At 58.9% G+C, this 19,382-nt stretch carries 16 protein-coding genes; 14 read left to right on the top strand and 2 right to left on the bottom strand.

What is annotated here, in order from left to right:
- Positions 1–122: 122 nt before the first annotated feature.
- Positions 123–1,412, bottom strand: coding sequence for a citrate synthase (gltA, locus tag ACW9IB_RS27115; RefSeq protein WP_457366766.1), 1,290 nt, complete (start codon positions 1,410–1,412; stop codon positions 123–125).
- 364 nt (positions 1,413–1,776) lie between these two features.
- Between gltA and sdhC the strand changes: the two genes are divergently transcribed.
- From sdhC to brnQ, 10 genes are all read left to right on the top strand, one after another.
- Positions 1,777–2,151 carry a succinate dehydrogenase, cytochrome b556 subunit gene (gene sdhC / locus ACW9IB_RS27120; RefSeq protein ID WP_457366767.1) on the top strand — a complete coding sequence of 125 codons (375 nt, stop codon included), beginning with the start codon at positions 1,777–1,779 and terminating at the stop codon, positions 2,149–2,151.
- On the top strand, positions 2,145–2,513 hold the full coding sequence (sdhD, locus tag ACW9IB_RS27125; RefSeq protein ID WP_016974690.1) for a succinate dehydrogenase, hydrophobic membrane anchor protein: 369 nt from the start codon (positions 2,145–2,147) through the stop codon (positions 2,511–2,513). Before sdhC ends, sdhD begins: the two co-directional genes overlap by 7 nt.
- A gap of 3 nt (positions 2,514–2,516) precedes the next feature.
- Positions 2,517–4,289 (top strand): succinate dehydrogenase flavoprotein subunit, encoded by a 1,773-nt coding sequence (gene sdhA, locus ACW9IB_RS27130; protein ID WP_457366768.1) that lies wholly within the window; start codon positions 2,517–2,519, stop codon positions 4,287–4,289.
- 11 nt (positions 4,290–4,300) lie between these two features.
- Positions 4,301–5,005 carry a succinate dehydrogenase iron-sulfur subunit gene (locus ACW9IB_RS27135; protein WP_457366769.1) on the top strand — a complete coding sequence of 235 codons (705 nt, stop codon included), beginning with the start codon at positions 4,301–4,303 and terminating at the stop codon, positions 5,003–5,005.
- 260 nt (positions 5,006–5,265) lie between these two features.
- The gene (locus ACW9IB_RS27140; RefSeq protein ID WP_457366770.1) at positions 5,266–8,097 is read left to right on the top strand and encodes a 2-oxoglutarate dehydrogenase E1 component; all 2,832 of its coding nucleotides are present in this window, start codon (positions 5,266–5,268) and stop codon (positions 8,095–8,097) included.
- A 43-nt stretch (positions 8,098–8,140) separates the two neighbouring features.
- On the top strand, positions 8,141–9,364 hold the full coding sequence (gene odhB / locus ACW9IB_RS27145) for a 2-oxoglutarate dehydrogenase complex dihydrolipoyllysine-residue succinyltransferase (protein ID WP_457366771.1): 1,224 nt from the start codon (positions 8,141–8,143) through the stop codon (positions 9,362–9,364).
- A 99-nt stretch (positions 9,365–9,463) separates the two neighbouring features.
- Positions 9,464–10,900, top strand: a complete 1,437-nt coding sequence (lpdA, locus tag ACW9IB_RS27150) for a dihydrolipoyl dehydrogenase (protein WP_457416306.1) — start codon at positions 9,464–9,466, stop codon at positions 10,898–10,900.
- Positions 10,901–11,102: 202 nt separating this feature from the next.
- Complete coding sequence (gene sucC / locus ACW9IB_RS27155) at positions 11,103–12,269, top strand: ADP-forming succinate--CoA ligase subunit beta (RefSeq protein WP_457366822.1); 1,167 nt, start codon at positions 11,103–11,105, stop codon at positions 12,267–12,269.
- Entirely contained in the window at positions 12,269–13,150 is an 882-nt protein-coding gene (gene sucD / locus ACW9IB_RS27160) for a succinate--CoA ligase subunit alpha (RefSeq protein ID WP_457366773.1), read from the top strand. The genes sucC and sucD overlap by 1 nt, the downstream gene beginning before the upstream one ends.
- Before the next feature lie 435 nt (positions 13,151–13,585).
- Positions 13,586–14,899: a branched-chain amino acid transport system II carrier protein gene (gene brnQ / locus ACW9IB_RS27165; RefSeq protein ID WP_457366774.1), complete on the top strand. Its 1,314-nt coding sequence runs from the start codon at positions 13,586–13,588 to the stop codon at positions 14,897–14,899.
- Positions 14,900–15,115: 216 nt separating this feature from the next.
- On the opposite strand, the gene ACW9IB_RS27170 is transcribed toward brnQ, so the two are convergent.
- Positions 15,116–15,367 (bottom strand): hypothetical protein, encoded by a 252-nt coding sequence (locus tag ACW9IB_RS27170; protein WP_010211724.1) that lies wholly within the window; start codon positions 15,365–15,367, stop codon positions 15,116–15,118.
- Between the two features lie 158 nt (positions 15,368–15,525).
- On the opposite strand from ACW9IB_RS27170, the gene ACW9IB_RS27175 reads away from it, so the two are divergent.
- From ACW9IB_RS27175 to ACW9IB_RS27190, 4 genes are all read left to right on the top strand, one after another.
- The gene (locus tag ACW9IB_RS27175; RefSeq protein WP_457416309.1) at positions 15,526–16,005 is read left to right on the top strand and encodes a PaaI family thioesterase; all 480 of its coding nucleotides are present in this window, start codon (positions 15,526–15,528) and stop codon (positions 16,003–16,005) included.
- Positions 16,002–16,454 carry a PaaI family thioesterase gene (locus ACW9IB_RS27180; RefSeq protein WP_457366776.1) on the top strand — a complete coding sequence of 151 codons (453 nt, stop codon included), beginning with the start codon at positions 16,002–16,004 and terminating at the stop codon, positions 16,452–16,454. The genes ACW9IB_RS27175 and ACW9IB_RS27180 overlap by 4 nt, the downstream gene beginning before the upstream one ends.
- A gap of 87 nt (positions 16,455–16,541) precedes the next feature.
- Positions 16,542–18,446 (top strand): molecular chaperone HtpG, encoded by a 1,905-nt coding sequence (htpG, locus tag ACW9IB_RS27185; RefSeq protein WP_457366777.1) that lies wholly within the window; start codon positions 16,542–16,544, stop codon positions 18,444–18,446.
- 135 nt (positions 18,447–18,581) lie between these two features.
- A complete protein-coding gene (locus ACW9IB_RS27190; protein ID WP_457366778.1) occupies positions 18,582–19,310 on the top strand; it encodes a dienelactone hydrolase family protein in 729 nt (242 codons plus the stop codon).
- The last annotated feature ends 72 nt before the right edge of the window (positions 19,311–19,382 follow it).

The raw sequence follows: 19,382 nt of genomic DNA on the forward strand, positions 1-19,382 counted from the left end.
GGCAGCATTGTTGGGGCGGCTTCGCCACCCAGCGCGGGGCAAGCCCGCTCACTACAAGTGCACAAACAAAAACGGCCTCCGCTAAGGGAGGCCGTTTTCAATGCAACCAAGTAGCCAAGTGCTTACTTGCGATCTTCCAGCTTGGTGATGTCACGCGACTCGTAGCCGGTGTACAGCTGGCGCGGGCGGCCGATCTTGTACGGGCTGGAGAGCATTTCTTTCCAGTGGGAGATCCAGCCCACGGTCCGCGCCAGGGCGAAGATCACGGTGAACATGCTGGTTGGAATGCCGATCGCCTTGAGGATGATCCCCGAGTAGAAGTCGACGTTCGGGTACAGCGAGCGCTCGATGAAGTACGGGTCGGTCAGGGCGATCTCTTCCAGGCGCATGGCCAGTTCGAGTTGCGGGTCGTTCTTGATGCCCAGTTCCTTCAACACTTCGTCGCAGGTCTGCTTCATGACGGTGGCGCGTGGGTCGCGGTTCTTGTAGACGCGGTGACCGAAGCCCATCAGCTTGAACGGATCGTTCTTGTCCTTGGCCTTGGCGATGAACTTGTCGATGTTCGAGACATCGCCGATTTCATCGAGCATGGTCAATACGGCTTCGTTCGCACCGCCGTGGGCTGGGCCCCACAGTGCGGCGATACCGGCGGCGATACAGGCGAACGGGTTGGCACCCGAAGAGCCCGCCAGGCGCACGGTGGAGGTGGAGGCGTTCTGTTCGTGGTCGGCGTGGAGGATGAAGATCCGGTCCATTGCCTTGGCCAGCACCGGGCTGATCGGTTTGATCTCGCACGGGGTGTTGAACATCATGTGCAGGAAGTTTTCCGCGTACGACAGGTCGTTGCGCGGGTACATCATGGGTTGGCCCATGGAGTACTTGTAAACCATTGCGGCCAGGGTCGGCATCTTGGCAACCAGGCGGACCGCGGAGATTTCGCGGTGCTGCGGGTTATTGATGTCGAGGGAGTCGTGATAGAAGGCCGACAGGGCGCCGACCACGCCGCACATGACGGCCATCGGGTGGGCGTCGCGACGGAAGCCGTTGAAGAAAGTCTTCAACTGCTCGTGAACCATGGTGTGGTTCTTCACGTTGCTGACAAACTTGGCTTTCTGCTCGGCGGTTGGCAATTCGCCATTCAGCAGCAGGTAGCAGGTTTCCAGGTAGTCCGATTTCTCGGCCAGTTGCTCGATCGGGTAGCCGCGATGCAGCAAAATGCCATTATCGCCATCGATATAGGTGATCTTCGACTCGCAAGAGGCGGTCGACATGAAGCCTGGGTCGAATGTGAAACGGCCCGTGGCCGTCAGGCCCCGTACGTCGATAACATCGGGACCAACGGTGCCGGTTAAAATGGGCAGCTCGACGGGGGCTGCGCCCTCGATGATCAACTGCGCTTTTTTGTCAGCCATGTGGCCTCCTATTTATGCTTCAAATCATCAGACAGACCCCCCACGCAGGGCCCGCACCACTATATTGATATAAATCCAGATGTCAATTTGCCTAAAGTCTTGCGCCAGAAGGCTTTAACCGTACTTTTTCCTCGAAATTGACTGCCATTTACGCCTTTTATCCCGCCAGCGCAATCCGCTATTAGGGTGAGGAGCGCGCGTTGTCATTAGTAACCTAACTGTCTATACTCGGCCACCGACCGCCAAGGGCTTTTGGGCTTGCTTTCATTGGGGGTCGCACTCCCTGGGTGGTGCTTACCTGACCAGTGCACTCCCCAACAACTTTGCCCTGATTGTTAGGGGCTCTTCAGTGTGAAAAAAAGCCGTGAATAGCCAACGACCTGTAAACCTAGACCTAAGGACCATCAAACTCCCCATCACCGGCGTTACGTCGTTCCTGCACCGTGTTTCCGGCATCATCCTGTTCCTCGGCCTGGGCATCATGCTTTATGCATTGAGCAAATCCCTGGGTTCGGCGGAAGGTTATGCCGAGGTGAAGGCATGCTTGACCAGCCCGCTGGCCAAGTTCGTAGCATGGGGCCTCCTGTCCGCTCTGCTCTATCACCTGGTAGCCGGCGTGCGCCATTTGATTATGGATGCGGGCATCGGTGAGACGCTGGAAGGCGGCCGCCGTGGCTCGAAAATCATCATCGCCATTTCCGTGGTGCTGATCGTTCTGGCAGGAGTTTGGATATGGTAACCAGCGTTACGAACCTTTCGCGTTCGGGCCTCTATGACTGGATGGCACAGCGTGTGTCTGCGGTCGTGCTCGCGGCTTATTTCATTTTCCTGATCGGATACCTCGTCGCAAACCCAGGCATCAGCTATGAGCAATGGCATGGCCTGTTTTCCCATAATGCGATGCGAATCTTCAGTCTGCTGGCCCTTGTAGCCCTGGGCGCTCACGCCTGGGTCGGCATGTGGACCATCGCGACCGACTACCTGACGCCGATGGCGCTGGGCAAGTCCGCGACCGCAGTACGTTTCCTCTTCCAGGCAGTCTGCGGCGTCGCGATGTTCGCTTACTTCGTCTGGGGTGTGCAGATTCTTTGGGGTATCTGATTCATGGCTAACATTCCAACTATTTCCTTCGACGCCATCATCATTGGTGGCGGCGGTGCCGGCATGCGCGCTGCGCTGCAACTGGCCCAGGGCGGTCACAAGACTGCCGTGATCACCAAGGTGTTCCCGACGCGTTCCCACACCGTGTCGGCCCAGGGTGGCATCACCTGCGCGATCGCGTCCGCCGACCCGAACGATGACTGGCGCTGGCACATGTACGATACCGTCAAGGGTTCCGACTACATCGGCGACCAGGACGCTATCGAATACATGTGTCAGGAAGGCCCGGCCGCGGTGTTCGAGCTGGACCACATGGGTCTGCCGTTCTCCCGTACCGAACAGGGTCGTATCTACCAGCGTCCGTTCGGCGGTCAGTCCAAGGATTACGGTAAGGGTGGCCAGGCTGCCCGTACCTGCGCGGCGTCCGACCGTACCGGTCACGCCCTGCTGCACACCCTTTATCAAGGCAACCTGAAAGCCGGTACCACGTTCCTGAACGAGTACTACGCGGTTGACCTGGTGAAGAACGGCGACGGTGCATTCGTTGGCGTGATCGCCATCTGCATCGAAACCGGCGAAACCACCTACATCCGTTCGAAAGCCACCGTGCTGGCGACCGGCGGTGCTGGCCGTATCTACGCGTCGACCACCAACGCCCTGATCAACACCGGTGACGGCGTTGGCATGGCCTTGCGTGCTGGCGTTCCGGTGCAGGACATCGAAATGTGGCAGTTCCACCCGACCGGCATCGCCGGCGCCGGTGTACTGGTGACCGAGGGTTGCCGTGGTGAAGGTGGTTACCTGATCAACAAGCACGGCGAGCGTTTCATGGAACGTTATGCGCCGAACGCCAAAGACCTGGCCGGTCGTGACGTGGTTGCTCGCTCGATGGTCAAGGAAATCATCGCCGGCAACGGTTGCGGTCCGAATGGCGACCACGTGATGCTCAAGCTTGATCACCTGGGTGAAGAAGTACTGCACAGCCGCCTGCCTGGCATTTGCGAGCTGTCCAAGACTTTTGCCCACGTTGACCCTGTGGTTGCTCCGGTTCCGGTTGTTCCAACTTGCCACTATATGATGGGCGGCGTTGCCACCAACATCCACGGTCAAGCGATCACCCAGGACGGCGAAGGCAAAGACGCCATCATCCCGGGCCTGTTCGCCGTAGGCGAAGTGGCGTGCGTATCGGTTCACGGTGCCAACCGTCTGGGCGGCAACTCGCTGCTCGACCTCGTGGTATTCGGCCGTGCTGCCGGCCTGCACCTGGAAAAGGCGCTGACTGACGGCATCGAATACGATGACGCCACCGAAGCCAACATCAATGCGGCCATGGCACGCCTGAATGCGCTGAACGAGCGCACCGATGGCGAGGACGTAGCCACCCTGCGTCGCGAGCTGCAAAGCTGCATGCAGAACTACTTCGGTGTATTCCGTACAGGCGAATACATGCAGAAGGGTATCGCCCAACTGGCGGATCTGCGTACGCGTATCGCCAACGTCAAGATCAACGACAAGAGCCAGGCGTTCAACACCGCGCGTATCGAAGCGCTGGAACTGCAAAACCTGCTGGAAGTGGCTGAAGCGACTGCGATCGCTGCCGAGGTTCGTAAAGAATCCCGCGGCGCTCACGCTCGTGAAGACTTTGAAGACCGCGACGACGAAAACTGGCTGTGCCACACCCTGTACTTCCCGGGTGACAAGCGCGTTGCCAAGCGTGCCGTGAACTTCTCGCCGAAGACGGTTCCGACGTTTGAACCGAAGATTCGGACTTACTAAGGGTGGCTGCCATGTTGAAAGTCAGTGTTTATCGTTACAACCCTGATCAGGACGCCGCGCCGTTCATGCAGGAATTCCAGGTCGATACCGGTGGTAAAGACCTGATGGTGCTGGACGTGCTGGCCCTGATCAAAGAGCAGGACGAAGGTTTCTCCTATCGTCGCTCCTGCCGTGAAGGTGTTTGTGGCTCCGACGGCATGAACATCAACGGCAAGAATGGCCTGGCGTGCATCACGCCGCTGTCCGCCGTGGTGAAAGGGAACAAGCTCGTGGTTCGTCCGCTGCCAGGTTTGCCGGTTATCCGTGACCTGGTCGTTGATATGAGCATCTTCTACAAGCAATACGAGAAAGTTAAGCCGTTCCTGCAGAACGACACGCCGGCTCCGGCCATCGAGCGTCTGCAGTCCCCGGAAGAGCGCGACAAGCTCGACGGTCTGTACGAGTGCATCCTGTGCGCTTGCTGCTCGACCTCGTGCCCGTCCTTCTGGTGGAACCCGGACAAGTTCCTGGGTCCAGCTGCCCTGCTGCAAGCGTACCGCTTCCTGGCAGACAGCCGTGACACCAAGACGTCCGAGCGTCTGGCTTCGCTGGATGATCCGTTCAGCGTATTCCGCTGCCGCGGCATCATGAACTGCGTCAACGTATGTCCCAAAGGCCTGAACCCGACTAAGGCCATTGGTCACATCCGTAACATGCTGCTGCAGAGCGGCGTGTAACCGACGTTGTAGTAAAGCAGGACCGTTGTGCCCGTAAATGCTGCGGCGCAGGCTTCAACCGGCGCCGTAGTTTTAACTTGAGCAGCGATTTACAAAGCGCGGCTCTTATTTTGAAGAAATGAGACAAGCAGGGGCATTCGGGTTGGTACCCGAACTATCAGCGTGATCCTAAGTGGCTTGTTTTGGTCGCTGCACTCGGCCTTTTGCAAGCAGACTCGGTGTTATCGCCGGTGGTGTCCCCAAATCGAGGGTGACCAAGCATGCAAGAAAGCGTGATGCAGCGCATGTGGGAAAGCGGCTATCTTTCAGGTGGTAACGCAGCCTATGTGGAAGAGCTTTATGAGCTCTACCTGCACGACCCTAACGCTGTGCCAGAAGAATGGCGCACCAAATTTCAGACGTTGTCTTCAGACGGCAACGCTGCCACCGATGTATCGCATGCAACAATTCGCGATCAGTTCGTGCTGCTGGCAAAGAACCAGCGCCGCGCCCAGCCGGTTTCCGCCGGCAGCGTGAGCAGTGAGCACGAGAAGAAGCAAGTTGAAGTACTGCGACTGATCCAGGCCTTCCGGATGCGTGGCCACCAGGCGGCCCAGCTTGACCCGCTGGGGCTCTGGCAGCGTCCTGCACCGGCTGACCTGTCGATCAATCATTACGGCTTGACCAATGCCGATCTTGATACGACCTTCCGTGCCGGCGACCTGTTCATCGGCAAAGAGGAAGCGAGCCTACGCGAAATTCACGAAGCGTTGCAGCAGACATATTGCCGCACCATCGGCGCTGAATTCACGCACATCACCGATTCCGAGCAGCGCCAATGGTTCCAGCACCGTCTGGAAGGCGTGCGCGGCCGTCCGGTGCTGTCCGCCGATGTACGCAGCCATCTGCTTGAGCGCGTAACCGCAGCGGAAGGCCTGGAAAAATACCTGGGTACCAAATACCCGGGCACCAAGCGTTTCGGTCTGGAAGGCGGCGAAAGCCTGATTCCGATGCTCGATGAGCTGATCCAGCGTTCCGGCTCCTACGGCACCAAGGAAATCGTGATCGGCATGGCTCACCGTGGTCGCTTGAACGTGTTGGTCAACACGTTCGGCAAGAACCCGCGCGAGCTGTTCGACGAGTTCGAAGGCAAGAAAAAGGTCGAGCTGGGTTCCGGTGACGTTAAATACCACCAGGGTTTCTCGTCCAACGTCATGACTACTGGCGGTGAAGTTCACCTGGCCATGGCCTTCAACCCGTCCCACCTGGAAATCGTTTCTCCGGTGGTCGAGGGTTCGGTACGTGCTCGTCAGGACCGTCGCAACGACGCAACCGGTGAGAAGGTTCTGCCGATTTCCATCCACGGTGACGCGGCATTCGCCGGTCAAGGCGTGGTGCTGGAAACCTTCCAGATGTCGCAGACCCGCGGCTTCAAGACCGGCGGTACCGTTCACATCGTCATCAACAACCAGGTGGGCTTCACCATCAGCAACCCGTTGGACGCGCGTTCCACCGAGTACGCCACTGACGTTGCCAAGATGATCCAGGCGCCGATTCTCCATGTGAATGGCGATGACCCGGAAGCCGTGCTGTTCGTGACCCAACTGGCCGTCGACTACCGCATGCAGTTCAAGCGTGACGTGGTGATCGACCTGGTCTGCTACCGTCGTCGCGGTCACAACGAAGCGGACGAGCCAAGCGGCACCCAGCCGTTGATGTACCAGCAGATCACCAAACAGCGCACCACCCGTGAGCTTTACGCCGAAAGCCTGACCAAGGCCGGCGTGGTGGACGATGCGCGTGTTCAGGCGAAGGTCGATGAATACCGCAACGCGCTGGACAACGGTCTGCATGTGGTGAAAAGCCTGGTCAAGGAGCCGAACAAAGAGTTGTTCGTTGACTGGCGTCCGTACCTGGGCCACACCTGGACCGCGCGTCACGACACACGTTTCGATCTGAAAACCCTGCAGGAACTGTCTGCCAAGCTGCTGGAAATTCCGGAAGGCTTCGTGGTGCAGCGCCAGGTTTCGAAGATCTACGAAGACCGTCAGAAGATGCAAGCCGGCGGCCTGCCGATCAACTGGGGTTACGCCGAAACCATGGCGTACGCGACCCTGGCGTTCGAAGGTCACCCGATCCGCATGACCGGCCAGGACATCGGCCGTGGTACGTTCTCGCACCGTCACGCGGTTCTGCACAACCAGAAAGATGCCAGCACCTACGTTCCGCTGAAGCACCTGTACGAAGGCCAGCCACGTTTCGACCTGTACGACTCGTTCCTGTCCGAAGAGGCCGTACTGGCGTTCGAATACGGCTACTCCACCACCACGCCGAACGCGCTGGTGATCTGGGAAGCCCAGTTCGGCGACTTCGCCAACGGTGCCCAGGTGGTGATCGACCAGTTCATCACCAGCGGCGAGCACAAGTGGGGCCGCCTGTGCGGTCTGACCATGCTGCTGCCGCACGGTTATGAAGGTCAGGGCCCTGAGCACTCCTCGGCCCGTCTGGAGCGTTACCTGCAACTGTGCGCCGAGCACAACATTCAGGTGTGCGTGCCGACGACCCCGGCCCAGATCTACCACTTGCTGCGTCGTCAGGTGATTCGCCCGCTGCGCAAGCCGCTGGTAGTGCTGACACCGAAGTCGTTGCTGCGTCATAAATTGGCCATCTCGACCCTGGAAGATCTGGCGGATGGTTCGTTCCAGACCGTTATTCCGGAAATCGATGCGCTGGACGCGGCCAAAGTGACGCGCCTGATCCTGTGCAGCGGCAAGGTCTACTACGACCTGCTGGAAAAACGCCGTGCCGAAGGCCGCGAAGACATCGCCATCGTGCGTATCGAGCAGCTGTATCCGTTCCCGGAAGACGACCTGATGGAGGCCATCGCGCCTTACACCAACCTCACCAATGTGGTGTGGTGCCAGGAAGAACCGATGAACCAGGGCGCGTGGTACAGCAGCCAGCATCACCTGCGTCGCAGCATCGGCAACCATAACAAGGCGCTGAACCTGGAATATGCCGGCCGTGAGGCTTCTGCCGCACCGGCTTGCGGTTATGCGTCGATGCACGCCGAGCAGCAGGAAAAACTGCTGCAAGATGCTTTCACTGTTTAACGCCTTCGCGCTGACTGAAACCGAATTTTAAGGACCACAGATAATGGCTATCGAAATCAAAGCCCCGTCATTCCCGGAATCGGTTGCCGATGGCACCGTTGCCACCTGGCACAAGAAACCAGGCGACGCTGTAAAGCGTGACGACCTGATCGTCGACATCGAGACCGACAAAGTCGTTCTGGAAGTGTTGGCTGAAGCGGATGGCGTGCTGGGTGCAATCGTTGCCAATGAAGGTGACACCGTTCTGTCGAACCAGGTACTGGGCTCGATCGAAGAGGGCGGTTCCGCTGCTGCCGCTCCTGCCGCCGCCGCTGCACCGGCGGCCGCGCCTGCCGCTGCTGCTGCCGACGCTGGCGAAGACGACCCTGTCGCTGCACCGGCTGCCCGCAAGCTGGCTGAAGAGAATGGCATCAACATCGCCTCCGTTGCCGGCACCGGCAAGGGCGGTCGTGTGACCAAGGAAGACGTCGTGGCCGCTGTCGCTGCCAAGAAAGCCGCTCCGGCTGCTGCGCCTGCCAAGGCTGCTGCTCCGGCTGCCGCTGCGCCTGTGTTCGCCGCTGGCGACCGTACCGAGAAGCGTGTGCCGATGACCCGCGTACGGGCCACCGTGGCCAAGCGTCTGGTTGAAGCCCAGTCGAACATGGCGATGCTGACCACGTTCAACGAAGTCGACATGACCGAAGTCATGGCCCTGCGTTCGAAGTACAAGGATCTGTTCGAGAAGTCCCATAACGGCGTGCGCCTGGGCTTCATGTCGTTCTTCGTGAAAGCGGCTACCGAAGCGCTGAAGCGCTTCCCGGCAGTCAACGCTTCGATCGACGGCAACGACATCGTTTACCATGGCTACGCAGATATCGGCGTTGCCGTGTCCAGCGACCGTGGCCTGGTTGTACCGGTTCTGCGTAACGCCGAGCACATGAGCCTGGCTGAAATCGAAGGTGGCATCGCCAACTTCGGCAAGAAAGCCCGCGACGGCAAGCTGACCATCGACGAGATGACCGGCGGTACCTTCACCATCACCAACGGTGGTACCTTCGGTTCGATGATGTCGACCCCGATCGTCAACCCGCCGCAAGCTGCGATCCTGGGCATGCACAACATCATCCAGCGTCCAATGGCCATCAACGGCCAGGTCGTGATCCGCCCGATGATGTACCTGGCGCTGTCTTACGATCACCGCCTGATCGATGGTAAAGAAGCCGTGACTTTCCTGGTGACCATCAAGAACCTGCTGGAAGACCCGGCTCGTCTGCTGCTGGATATCTGATTGAAGCAGCTGCAAGTTGCGAGCTACAAGCTGTAAGAAAAAGCAGCTTGGCTTGCAGCTTGCGGCTAAAAGCTTGTCGCAAATAGAGGATCTATTTTCATGACACAGAAATTTGACGTCGTAGTGATTGGTGCAGGTCCTGGCGGTTATGTTGCCGCCATCAAGGCCGCACAACTGGGCCTCTCGACTGCTTGCATCGAAAAATACACCGACAAGGAAGGCAAACTGGCGCTGGGCGGTACTTGCCTGAACGTCGGTTGCATTCCTTCCAAGGCGCTGCTGGACAGCTCCTGGAAATTCCACGAAGCCCAGGACGGTTTCGCGATCCACGGCATCAGCCACGCTGGCGTGTCCATGGACGTGCCGGCAATGGTTGGCCGTAAAGCCAACATCGTCAAAGGCCTGACTTCCGGCGTTGCGACCTTGTTCAAGGCCAACGGTGTCACTTCCCTGCAAGGCCACGGCAAGCTGCTGGCCGGCAAGAAAGTTGAAATCACCAAGCCGGACGGCTCGGTAGAAGTCATCGAAGCCGAAAACGTGATCCTGGCACCAGGCTCGCGCCCGATCGACATTCCACCGGCCCCAGTCGACAACAACGTGATCGTTGATTCGACCGGCGCCCTGGAATTCCAGGCTGTGCCAAAGCGCCTGGGCGTGATCGGCGCTGGCGTGATCGGCCTGGAGCTGGGTTCGGTCTGGTCCCGCCTGGGTGCCGAAGTGACCGTGCTGGAAGCCCTGGACACGTTCCTGCTGGCTGCCGACACCGCTGTTTCGAAAGAAGCGCTGAAAACCCTGACCAAACAAGGTCTGGACATCAAGCTGGGCGCTCGCGTGACCGGCTCGAAAGTCAACTGCGAAGAAGTCGTTGTGAACTACACCGACAAGGATGGCGAAAAAACCATCACTTTCGACAAGCTGATCGTAGCCGTTGGTCGCCGTCCAGTGACTACCGACCTGCTGGCAGCTGACAGCGGCGTGACCCTGGACGAGCGCGGCTATGTGCACGTCGACGATCACTGCGCGACCACCGTGCCTGGCGTATACGCCATCGGCGACGTGGTTCGCGGCATGATGCTGGCGCACAAGGCTTCCGAAGAAGGCATCATGGTTGTCGAGCGCATCAAGGGCCACAAGACCCAGATGAACTACGACCTGATCCCGTCGGTTATCTACACCCACCCGGAAATTGCATGGGTCGGCAAGAACGAACAGCAGTTGAAAGCTGAAGGCGTTGAAGTTAACGTCGGCACCTTCCCGTTCGCTGCATCTGGCCGTGCCATGGCAGCCAACGACACCGGTGGTTTTGTCAAAGTCATCGCTGATGCCAAGACTGACCGCGTATTGGGCGTCCACGTGATCGGCCCAAGCGCTGCAGAGCTGGTTCAGCAAGGCGCGATCGGTATGGAATTCGGCACCAGTGCCGAGGACCTGGGCATGATGGTCTTCTCCCATCCGACCCTGTCCGAAGCGTTGCACGAAGCCGCGTTGGCTGTGAATGGCGGCGCCATCCACATCGCCAACCGCAAGAAGCGCTAAGCGAGATAATAAGAAACCACGGCGGCTGCCCGTCGTGAGCCTTGCGCGCAAGACTCACCGCGGAATGTCCGCCGGACGCAGTCTTGCGCAGCTTCAGGGGTGCTGAGCCCCGCAAGTTGTGCAAGCAGCAGTCACAGGTGGCGCGGCACTCATAATGAGCGCAGCGCCGAATGCGCAGTACCTAACGAAGACGGTAAAAAGCATGAATCTTCACGAGTATCAGGGTAAGCAGCTGTTCGCTGAATACGGCCTGCCAGTATCCAAGGGTTTCGCGGTAGACACCCCGGAAGCAGCAGCAGAAGCTTGCGACAAAATCGGTGGCAGCGAGTGGGTTGTCAAAGCCCAGGTCCACGCCGGTGGTCGCGGTAAAGCGGGCGGCGTTAAGCTGGTTCGCAGCAAAGAAGACGCCAAGGCCTTCGCACAGCAGTGGCTGGGCAAGCGTCTGGTGACTTACCAGACTGATGCCAATGGCCAGCCAGTCACCAAGATCCTGGTTGAATCGTGCACTGATATCGCTAAAGAGCTGTACCTGGGCGCTGTCGTTGACCGTTCGAGCCGTCGCATCGTGTTCATGGCTTCCACCGAAGGTGGCGTGGACATCGAGAAAATCGCTCACGAAACCCCAGAAAAAATTCTGAAGGCCACTATCGATCCACTGGTTGGCGCTCAGCCATTCCAGGGTCGCGAGCTGGCGTTCCAGCTGGGTCTGGAAGGCAAGCAAGTTGCCCAGTTCGCCAAGATCTTCGTAGGTCTGGCCAAACTGTTCCAGGATCACGATCTGGCCCTGCTGGAAGTGAACCCGCTGGTGATCAAGGCTGACGGCGATCTGCACTGCCTGGACGCCAAGATCAACATCGACGCCAACGCCATGTACCGTCAGCCGAAGCTGAAGACTTTCCACGATCCGTCGCAAGACGATCCGCGCGAAGCGCACGCTGCCAAGTTCGAACTGAACTACGTAGCCCTGGAAGGTAACATCGGCTGCATGGTCAACGGTGCTGGCCTGGCCATGGGTACCATGGACATCGTCAACCTGCATGGCGGCAAACCAGCCAACTTCCTCGACGTGGGCGGTGGTGCTACCAAAGAACGCGTAACCGAAGCCTTCAAGATCATCCTGTCCGACGCCAACGTCGCTGCAGTACTGGTCAACATCTTCGGCGGCATCGTTCGTTGCGACATGATTGCCGAAGGCATCATCGGTGCAGTGAAAGAAGTCGGCGTTAAAATCCCGGTTGTTGTTCGCCTTGAAGGCAACAACGCTGAACTGGGCGCTAAAGTACTGGCAGAAAGCGGTTTGAACATCATCGCGGCTACCAGCCTGACCGACGCTGCTCAACAAGTTGTCAAAGCTGCGGAGGGCAAATAATGAGCGTCCTGATCAATAAAGACACCAAAGTTATCTGCCAGGGTATTACCGGTTCGCAAGGTAGCTTCCACACCCAGCAAGCCATCGAGTACGGCACCAAAATGGTCGGTGGTGTAACGCCGGGCAAAGGCGGTACCGAGCACCTGGGCCTGCCAGTGTTCAACACCGTGAAAGACGCTGTAGCTGCCACTGGCGCCACCGCCAGCGTGATCTACGTTCCAGCTCCTTTCTGCAAGGACTCCATCCTGGAAGCGGCATTCGGCGGCATCAAGCTGATCGTCTGCATCACCGAAGGCATTCCTACCCTGGACATGCTGGACGCCAAAGTTAAGTGCGACGAGCTGGGCGTTACCCTGATCGGCCCTAACTGCCCAGGCGTGATCACTCCAGGCGAATGCAAGATCGGCATCATGCCAGGTCACATTCACTTGCCAGGCAAAGTCGGTATCGTTTCCCGTTCCGGCACCCTGACCTACGAAGCTGTGAAGCAGACTACTGACGCCGGTTTCGGTCAGTCGACTTGCGTCGGCATCGGCGGTGACCCGATCCCGGGCTCGAACTTCATCGATATCCTGAAACTGTTCCAGGAAGATCCGAAGACCGAAGCGATCGTGATGATCGGTGAGATCGGCGGTTCGGCTGAAGAAGAAGCGGCTGCCTACATCAAGGCAAACGTGACCAAGCCGGTTGTTTCCTACATCGCTGGTGTGACTGCCCCTGCTGGCAAGCGCATGGGCCATGCTGGCGCAATCATCTCTGGCGGCAAAGGCACTGCAGACGAGAAATTCGCTGCGCTGCAAGACGCAGGCGTTAAAACCGTGCGTTCGCTGGCAGACATCGGCAAGGCCCTGGCCGAGCTGACCGGTTGGGCTGTCAAGTAAGCCTCGCGCTTAGCTGACGCTTCACCAGGCAAAGGCCACCTTCGGGTGGCCTTTGTGCTTTCCGGGATCGAGCAAAATCAGCGCCTGATGAAGATCAAAAGGTGGGAGCGGGCTTGCTCGCGAAAGCAGTTGTTGCCAGTCATCCCTATTCCGACAGATCCACCGTATTCGCGAGCAAGCCCGCTCCCACATTCGACTGCATTTGAATATTTAGATATGAAAACGCGACATGAAAGTGTCGCTTATCGGACAGTTCGCCCCACGACAGTGCGTTTGTCAGCCGGTTTCTGTACTCTAGCCGCCTCTTTATGCGTTCGCATCCCAAAAGGAAGCCGCGCGCTAGACCGGTCGGCCGCCATAAGGGCCGGCAGTATTTCCCTCATCCATAGGGAATCCCCCTCTAAATTCCGATTCAGTAGTGTGGTATTTCCTCAAATGAAAGTGTTGAAAAGCCAGGATGTCCTGGCGTTGGGCTTTATGACTTTTGCCCTGTTCGTGGGCGCCGGCAATATCATTTTTCCACCCATCGTCGGTTTGCAGTCCGGACCTCATGTCTGGATGGCGGCGCTGGGCTTCTTGATCACCGCGGTGGGTTTGCCGGTGGTCACGGTGATCGCCCTGGCCAAGGTCGGCGGCGGCATGGACGCGTTGAGCAGCCCGATCGGCAAGATCGCCGGTGGCCTGCTCGCGGCGGCGGCGTATCTGGCGGTAGGGCCGCTGTTCGCCACCCCGCGTACTGCGACCGTCTCCTTTGAAGTGGGCCTGGCGCCGCTGACCGGCGAAAGCCCGCTGGCGCTGTTCCTCTACAGTTCGGTGTACTTCCTGGTGGTGTTTTTTGTGTCCCTGTACCCAGGCCGACTGCTGGACACCGTGGGTCGCTTCCTCGCCCCGCTGAAGATCATCGCGCTGGCCATCCTCGGGATTGCCGCGTTTGCCCTGCCGGCCGGTGAGGTGGGTGTCGCCACCCCGGAATACGTCGCTGCGCCGTTTTCCCAAGGCTTTATCAACGGTTACCTGACCATGGATACCCTGGGCGCCCTGGTGTTCGGCATCGTCATCGTCAACGCGATTCGCTCACGGGGCGTCGAGTCGCCGAAGCTGATCACGCGCTACGCCATCATTGCCGGACTGATCGCCGGCGTGGGCCTGGCCCTGGTGTACATCAGCCTGTTCCGCCTGGGTTCCGGCAGCCACGCGGTGGCAGCCGGTGCCAGCAACGGCGCGGCAGTGCTGCATGCCTACGTGCAACATACCTTCGGCTCCCTGGGCAGCGGTTTCCTCGCTGTGCTGATCTCCCTGGCGTGCCTGGTCACTGCCGTGGGCCTGACTTGCGCCTGCGCCGAGTATTTCAGTCGTATCCTGCCGCTGTCCTACAAGGCGCTGGTGGTGATCCTGGCGCTGTTCTCGCTGTTCGTGTCCAACCTGGGCCTGACCAAGCTGATTGCGTTCTCGATCCCGGTGCTTACCGCAATCTACCCGCCGTGCATCGTGCTGGTGGCCCTGAGCTTCTGCAAAGACTTCTGGCACGAGCAGGGCCGTATCGTCGGCCCGGTGATGCTGGTTTCGTTCCTCTTTGGCTGCGTCGACGCGCTCAAGGGCGCAGGCCTGGCTGACTGGTTGCCGGCGCAGTTGGCGCACCTGCCGCTGAGCGAGCAGGGCCTGGCCTGGCTGGTGCCTTCGGTGATGACTCTGGCGGTTGCGGTGGTGGTTGATCGTCTGCTGGGCAAGCGCAGCGAAGCTATCGCGTAAGGCAGTTTCATCGCTGTATTCAAATGCCCCGTATCCTTCGATACGGGGCATTTTTTATGGGCTGAATCGTTAAATTCCATCTAGTGTTTTTCATGATTCGGGCGGCTTAGTCCATTTCGCGGCAATAAGAAAAGGATAAAAAACAGCAGACAAAGAAAGGCCCGCTCTATAAGCGGGCCTTTCTTTTGTGCAACAACGCTGTTTCAAGCGCCGGTATCAGGAACCGGTGGCTGGGGTAGCAGGTGCTGCTTCTTTTGCGGCGGCTTCGTTCGATTCAGCCTGAGCTTTGGCAGCATCGGCGTTTTCTTTCGCGGCGTCGTTCACTTTATCCTGAGCCTTCGCCATATCTTTCTGAGCTTGCTCGGAGTGCGCGGCGGCGTCCTGGGCTTTGTCTTCGGATTTCTTGTCGCAGGCAGCGAGACCGAGGGCAGCGGCGAGCATCATGGAAATAGCTAAAGTCTTGCGCATGGGGTGTTTCTCCTTATTGAAGATATCTACTGGCCTTTCGAGCATGGCCGTTCGGCATTAGTTCCTTTTATTCTCTAGATATATAAATTGCTGACTAACAGGAACTTTTACCCGGCCCACTCATTCTGCGGATCAACACTAATAAGAGTCTGGAACGAATGACCGAAAATCCCCTGTTAGAGCGTGCGACGCGCTTTGTATCGGCCTTGCGCCATTGCCAGGTATTGGGCATTACCGCTCATCAGGCGAGCGAGGAGGGCATCACATTGATCATGCCTTATGCCTCACATCTGATCGGCGATCCCCGGTCTGGTGTGATTCACGGCGGCGCGTTGACTTCGCTGATGGACACCGCTTGCGGCATGGCCACCCTGTGCGTGCTGCCGGAGTTCGAGGTGTGTCCGACCCTCGATCTGCGCGTCGACTACATGCACCCCGCTGAGCCGTACAAGCCCGTTTACGGTTTTGCGCAATGCTACCGGGTGACCACCGACGTGATTTTCACCCGTGGTTTCGCCTACCAGGATGATCCCCAACAACCGGTTGCCCATGTAGTGGGCACGTTCATGCGCATGGGCAAGCGCCTCAAGGGGGCGCAGGGGCTCGGTCAGGCGATCAAGGGAGAGCAGCAGCCATGACCCATCGATTCAAGACCCGTCTGGAACAGGCCCATGTACGGGGCGACTACGCGGCGCTGCTCGACCTGATTCCCTACGCCAAATTGATCGGCATCGAATGCACACGCCTGGGGGATGAGTTGCTCTTCCGCATGCCGGCCAACAAGGACAATATTGGTAACCCCATATTGCCGGCCCTGCACGGCGGCGTGATCGCCGGCTTCATGGAGGTGTCTGCGGCCCTGCATCTGCTGGCATTCACCGGTGCACCGGGGGTGCCAAAGATTATCGATTTTTCCCTGGATTACCTGCGTGCCGGGCAGTTTCGTGACACCTACGCCAAATGCCAGGTGTGGCGCCAGGGCCGACGGGTGGCCAATGTGGCGATCACCGCCTGGCAGAGCACGGCGGCCGAGCCGATCGCCACCGCTCGCGCGCATTTCAAGATCGAGGAACCGAGCTGCCCTTGAAATCCCGGTCTTAGCCCCCAACTTTGATGACAACCCGCCGCCCACCCTCAAGGGCGGCCACTGCCATCCAATTGGAGTTTGATGACCATGAGTGTGGAAACTCAAAAGGAAACCCTGGGCTTCCAGACCGAGGTGAAGCAACTGCTGCACCTCATGATCCATTCGCTGTATTCCAACAAGGAAATCTTCCTTCGCGAATTGATCTCGAACGCCTCTGACGCCGTCGACAAATTACGTTTCGAAGCCCTGTCCAAGCCTGAATGGCTGGAAGGCGGCGCCGAACTGAAAATCCGTGTGAGCTTCGACAAGGACGCCAAGACCGTCACCCTCGAAGACAACGGCATCGGCATGAGCCGCGAAGACGCGATTACCCACCTGGGTACCATCGCCAAATCCGGCACTGCCGACTTCATGAAGAACCTCTCCGGCGATCAGAAGAAAGACTCCCATCTGATCGGCCAGTTCGGCGTGGGCTTCTACTCGGCCTTCATCGTTGCCGACAAGGTTGAAGTGTTCAGCCGCCGTGCCGGCCTGGCTGCCAGCGAAGGCGTGCACTGGGCATCCAAAGGCGAGGGCGAGTTTGAAATCGCCACGATCGACAAGGCTGACCGTGGCACCCGCATCGTGCTGCACCTGAAGTCTGGCGAAGATGAATTCGCCGATGGCTGGCGTCTGCGCAACATCGTCAAGAAGTACTCCGACCACATTGCCTTGCCAATCGAGCTGCCGAAAGAACAAGCGGCTGCCGAAGGTGAAGAGGCGCCAGCCCAGGAATGGGAAGTGGTCAACCGCGCCAGCGCGCTGTGGACCCGTCCGCGTACCGAGATCAAGGACGAGGAGTACCAGGAGTTCTACAAACACATCGGTCACGATTACGAAAACCCGCTGAGCTGGAGCCACAACAAAGTCGAAGGCAAGCTGGAATACAGCTCGCTGCTTTACGTACCGGCCCGCGCACCGTTCGACCTGTACCAGCGTGAAGCGCCGAAAGGCCTGAAACTCTACGTACAGCGCGTGTTCGTGATGGACCAGGCGGAATCCTTCCTGCCGCTGTACCTGCGTTTCATCAAGGGCGTGGTGGACTCCAATGACCTGTCGCTGAACGTGTCGCGGGAAATTCTGCAGAAAGATCCGATCATCGACTCCATGAAGTCGGCGCTGACCAAGCGTGTACTCGACATGCTGGAAAAACTGGCGAAGAACGAGCCCGAGCAATACAAGGGCTTCTGGAAAAACTTCGGTCAGGTCATGAAAGAGGGGCCTGCCGAAGATTTCGCCAACAAGGAAAAAATTGCCGGCCTGCTGCGCTTTGCTTCGACTCAAGGCGAAGATGGCGAGCAGGTTGTCGCCCTGGCCGAATACCTGGCGCGTGCCAAGGAAGGTCAGGACAAGATCTACTACCTGACCGGGGAAACCTACGCCCAGGTCAAGAACAGCCCGCACCTGGAAGTCTTCCGCAAGAAAGGCATCGAAGTGCTGCTGCTGACCGACCGTATCGATGAGTGGCTGATGAGCTACCTCAACGAGTTCGACGGCAAGTCCTTCGTCGATGTGGCCCGTGGTGATCTGGACCTCGGTAACCTGGACTCCGCCGAAGAGAAGAAGGAAGCCGAAGAAGTCGCCAAGGCCAAAGAAGGCCTGGTCGAGCGCATCAAGACCGCCCTGGGCGATGCTGTCAGCGAAGTGCGGGTGTCCCACCGCCTGACCGACTCGCCGGCGATCCTGGCCATTGGCGAGCAGGACCTGGGCCTGCAGATGCGTCAGATCCTCGAGGCCAGCGGCCAGAAGGTCCCGGACTCCAAGCCGATCTTCGAATTCAACCCGGCGCACCCGCTGATCGAGAAGCTCGACGGCGAGCAGAGCGAAGAGCGTTTTGGCGACCTGTCGCACATCCTCTTCGACCAGGCGGCCCTGGCTGCTGGCGACAGCTTGAAAGACCCGGCGGCCTATGTGCGCCGCCTGAACAAGCTGTTGGTGGAACTGTCGGTCTGACACCGTTGTAAGAAAAACCCGCTTCGGCGGGTTTTTTCATTTGTAGGCGCGGCCCCGCTCGCGAAGAATGCAAGGGATAACACCGGCGTTCTGGTTAAACGCACCGTTTCAACCGACCTCTCACTGGAGTAAATGATGAGCCAAGTCACTGTACGTTCCGTGGTCTATCAGATCGATGGCCAGTCCTATGAAAGCCGCCTGGCGTTCGATGCCAGCCACCAGGGCCCGTTGCCAGGCCTGTTGATGGCGCCGAACTGGATGGGCGTGAGTGCGGGGGCCGAAGAGATTGCCAAAAGCGTGGCCAGCAAGGGTTACGTGGTGCTGATCGCCGACCTGTACGGCCAAAGCGTACGCCCGTCGAATGGCGATGAGGCTGGCGCTGCGATGATGCCGCTGAAGAATGACAACCCGGTGCTGATCAAGCGTCTGCAAGCAGCCCTCGAACAACTGCAAAGCCAGACCGAAGCCGCGGTGGACACCTCGAAGCTGGCGACCTTCGGCTTCTGCTTTGGCGGTTTCTGCTCGCTGGAACTGGCGCGTACCGGCGCACCCTTGAAGGCTGCGGTGTCGTTCCACGGCACCATCGACACCCGGAACCCGGCAGGCGCGAAGCACATCAAGGGCTCCGTGCTGGTGCTGCACGGCGCTTCGGACCCGTTGGTACCCCGGGAGCAACTGCCGGCGTTCGAAGAAGAAATGAACGCGGCCGGTGTGGACTGGCAACTGCTGAGCTACGGCGGTGCGGTACATTCCTTCACCGACCCGCACGCCAACGTGCCAGGCAAGATGATGTATGACGCGAAGACCGCCAAGCGGGCGTTCAAGTCGATGCATGACCTGCTGGATGAAGTGTTCAAGGGCTGATTTTTCAGCGTCTGGTTCCGGCCTCTTCGCGAGCAGGCCCGCTCCCACATTGATCGGTGTACGCCGATCAAA

It is taken from the genome of Pseudomonas sp. SDO524_S393, from assembly GCF_054071875.1.

Coding starts and splice junctions, on each gene's coding strand:
- ACW9IB_RS27170 (WP_010211724.1), bottom strand. CDS start 15,367: ATGCGCAAGACTTTAGCTATTTCCATGATGCTCGCCGCTGCCCTCGGT.
- sucD (WP_457366773.1), top strand. CDS start 12,269: ATGAGCGTCCTGATCAATAAAGACACCAAAGTTATCTGCCAGGGTATT.
- lpdA (WP_457416306.1), top strand. CDS start 9,464: ATGACACAGAAATTTGACGTCGTAGTGATTGGTGCAGGTCCTGGCGGT.
- brnQ (WP_457366774.1), top strand. CDS start 13,586: ATGAAAGTGTTGAAAAGCCAGGATGTCCTGGCGTTGGGCTTTATGACT.
- ACW9IB_RS27180 (WP_457366776.1), top strand. CDS start 16,002: ATGACCCATCGATTCAAGACCCGTCTGGAACAGGCCCATGTACGGGGC.
- sucC (WP_457366822.1), top strand. CDS start 11,103: ATGAATCTTCACGAGTATCAGGGTAAGCAGCTGTTCGCTGAATACGGC.
- sdhA (WP_457366768.1), top strand. CDS start 2,517: ATGGCTAACATTCCAACTATTTCCTTCGACGCCATCATCATTGGTGGC.
- ACW9IB_RS27175 (WP_457416309.1), top strand. CDS start 15,526: ATGACCGAAAATCCCCTGTTAGAGCGTGCGACGCGCTTTGTATCGGCC.
- odhB (WP_457366771.1), top strand. CDS start 8,141: ATGGCTATCGAAATCAAAGCCCCGTCATTCCCGGAATCGGTTGCCGAT.
- ACW9IB_RS27140 (WP_457366770.1), top strand. CDS start 5,266: ATGCAAGAAAGCGTGATGCAGCGCATGTGGGAAAGCGGCTATCTTTCA.
- gltA (WP_457366766.1), bottom strand. CDS start 1,412: ATGGCTGACAAAAAAGCGCAGTTGATCATCGAGGGCGCAGCCCCCGTC.
- ACW9IB_RS27190 (WP_457366778.1), top strand. CDS start 18,582: ATGAGCCAAGTCACTGTACGTTCCGTGGTCTATCAGATCGATGGCCAG.
- sdhD (WP_016974690.1), top strand. CDS start 2,145: ATGGTAACCAGCGTTACGAACCTTTCGCGTTCGGGCCTCTATGACTGG.
- ACW9IB_RS27135 (WP_457366769.1), top strand. CDS start 4,301: ATGTTGAAAGTCAGTGTTTATCGTTACAACCCTGATCAGGACGCCGCG.
- htpG (WP_457366777.1), top strand. CDS start 16,542: ATGAGTGTGGAAACTCAAAAGGAAACCCTGGGCTTCCAGACCGAGGTG.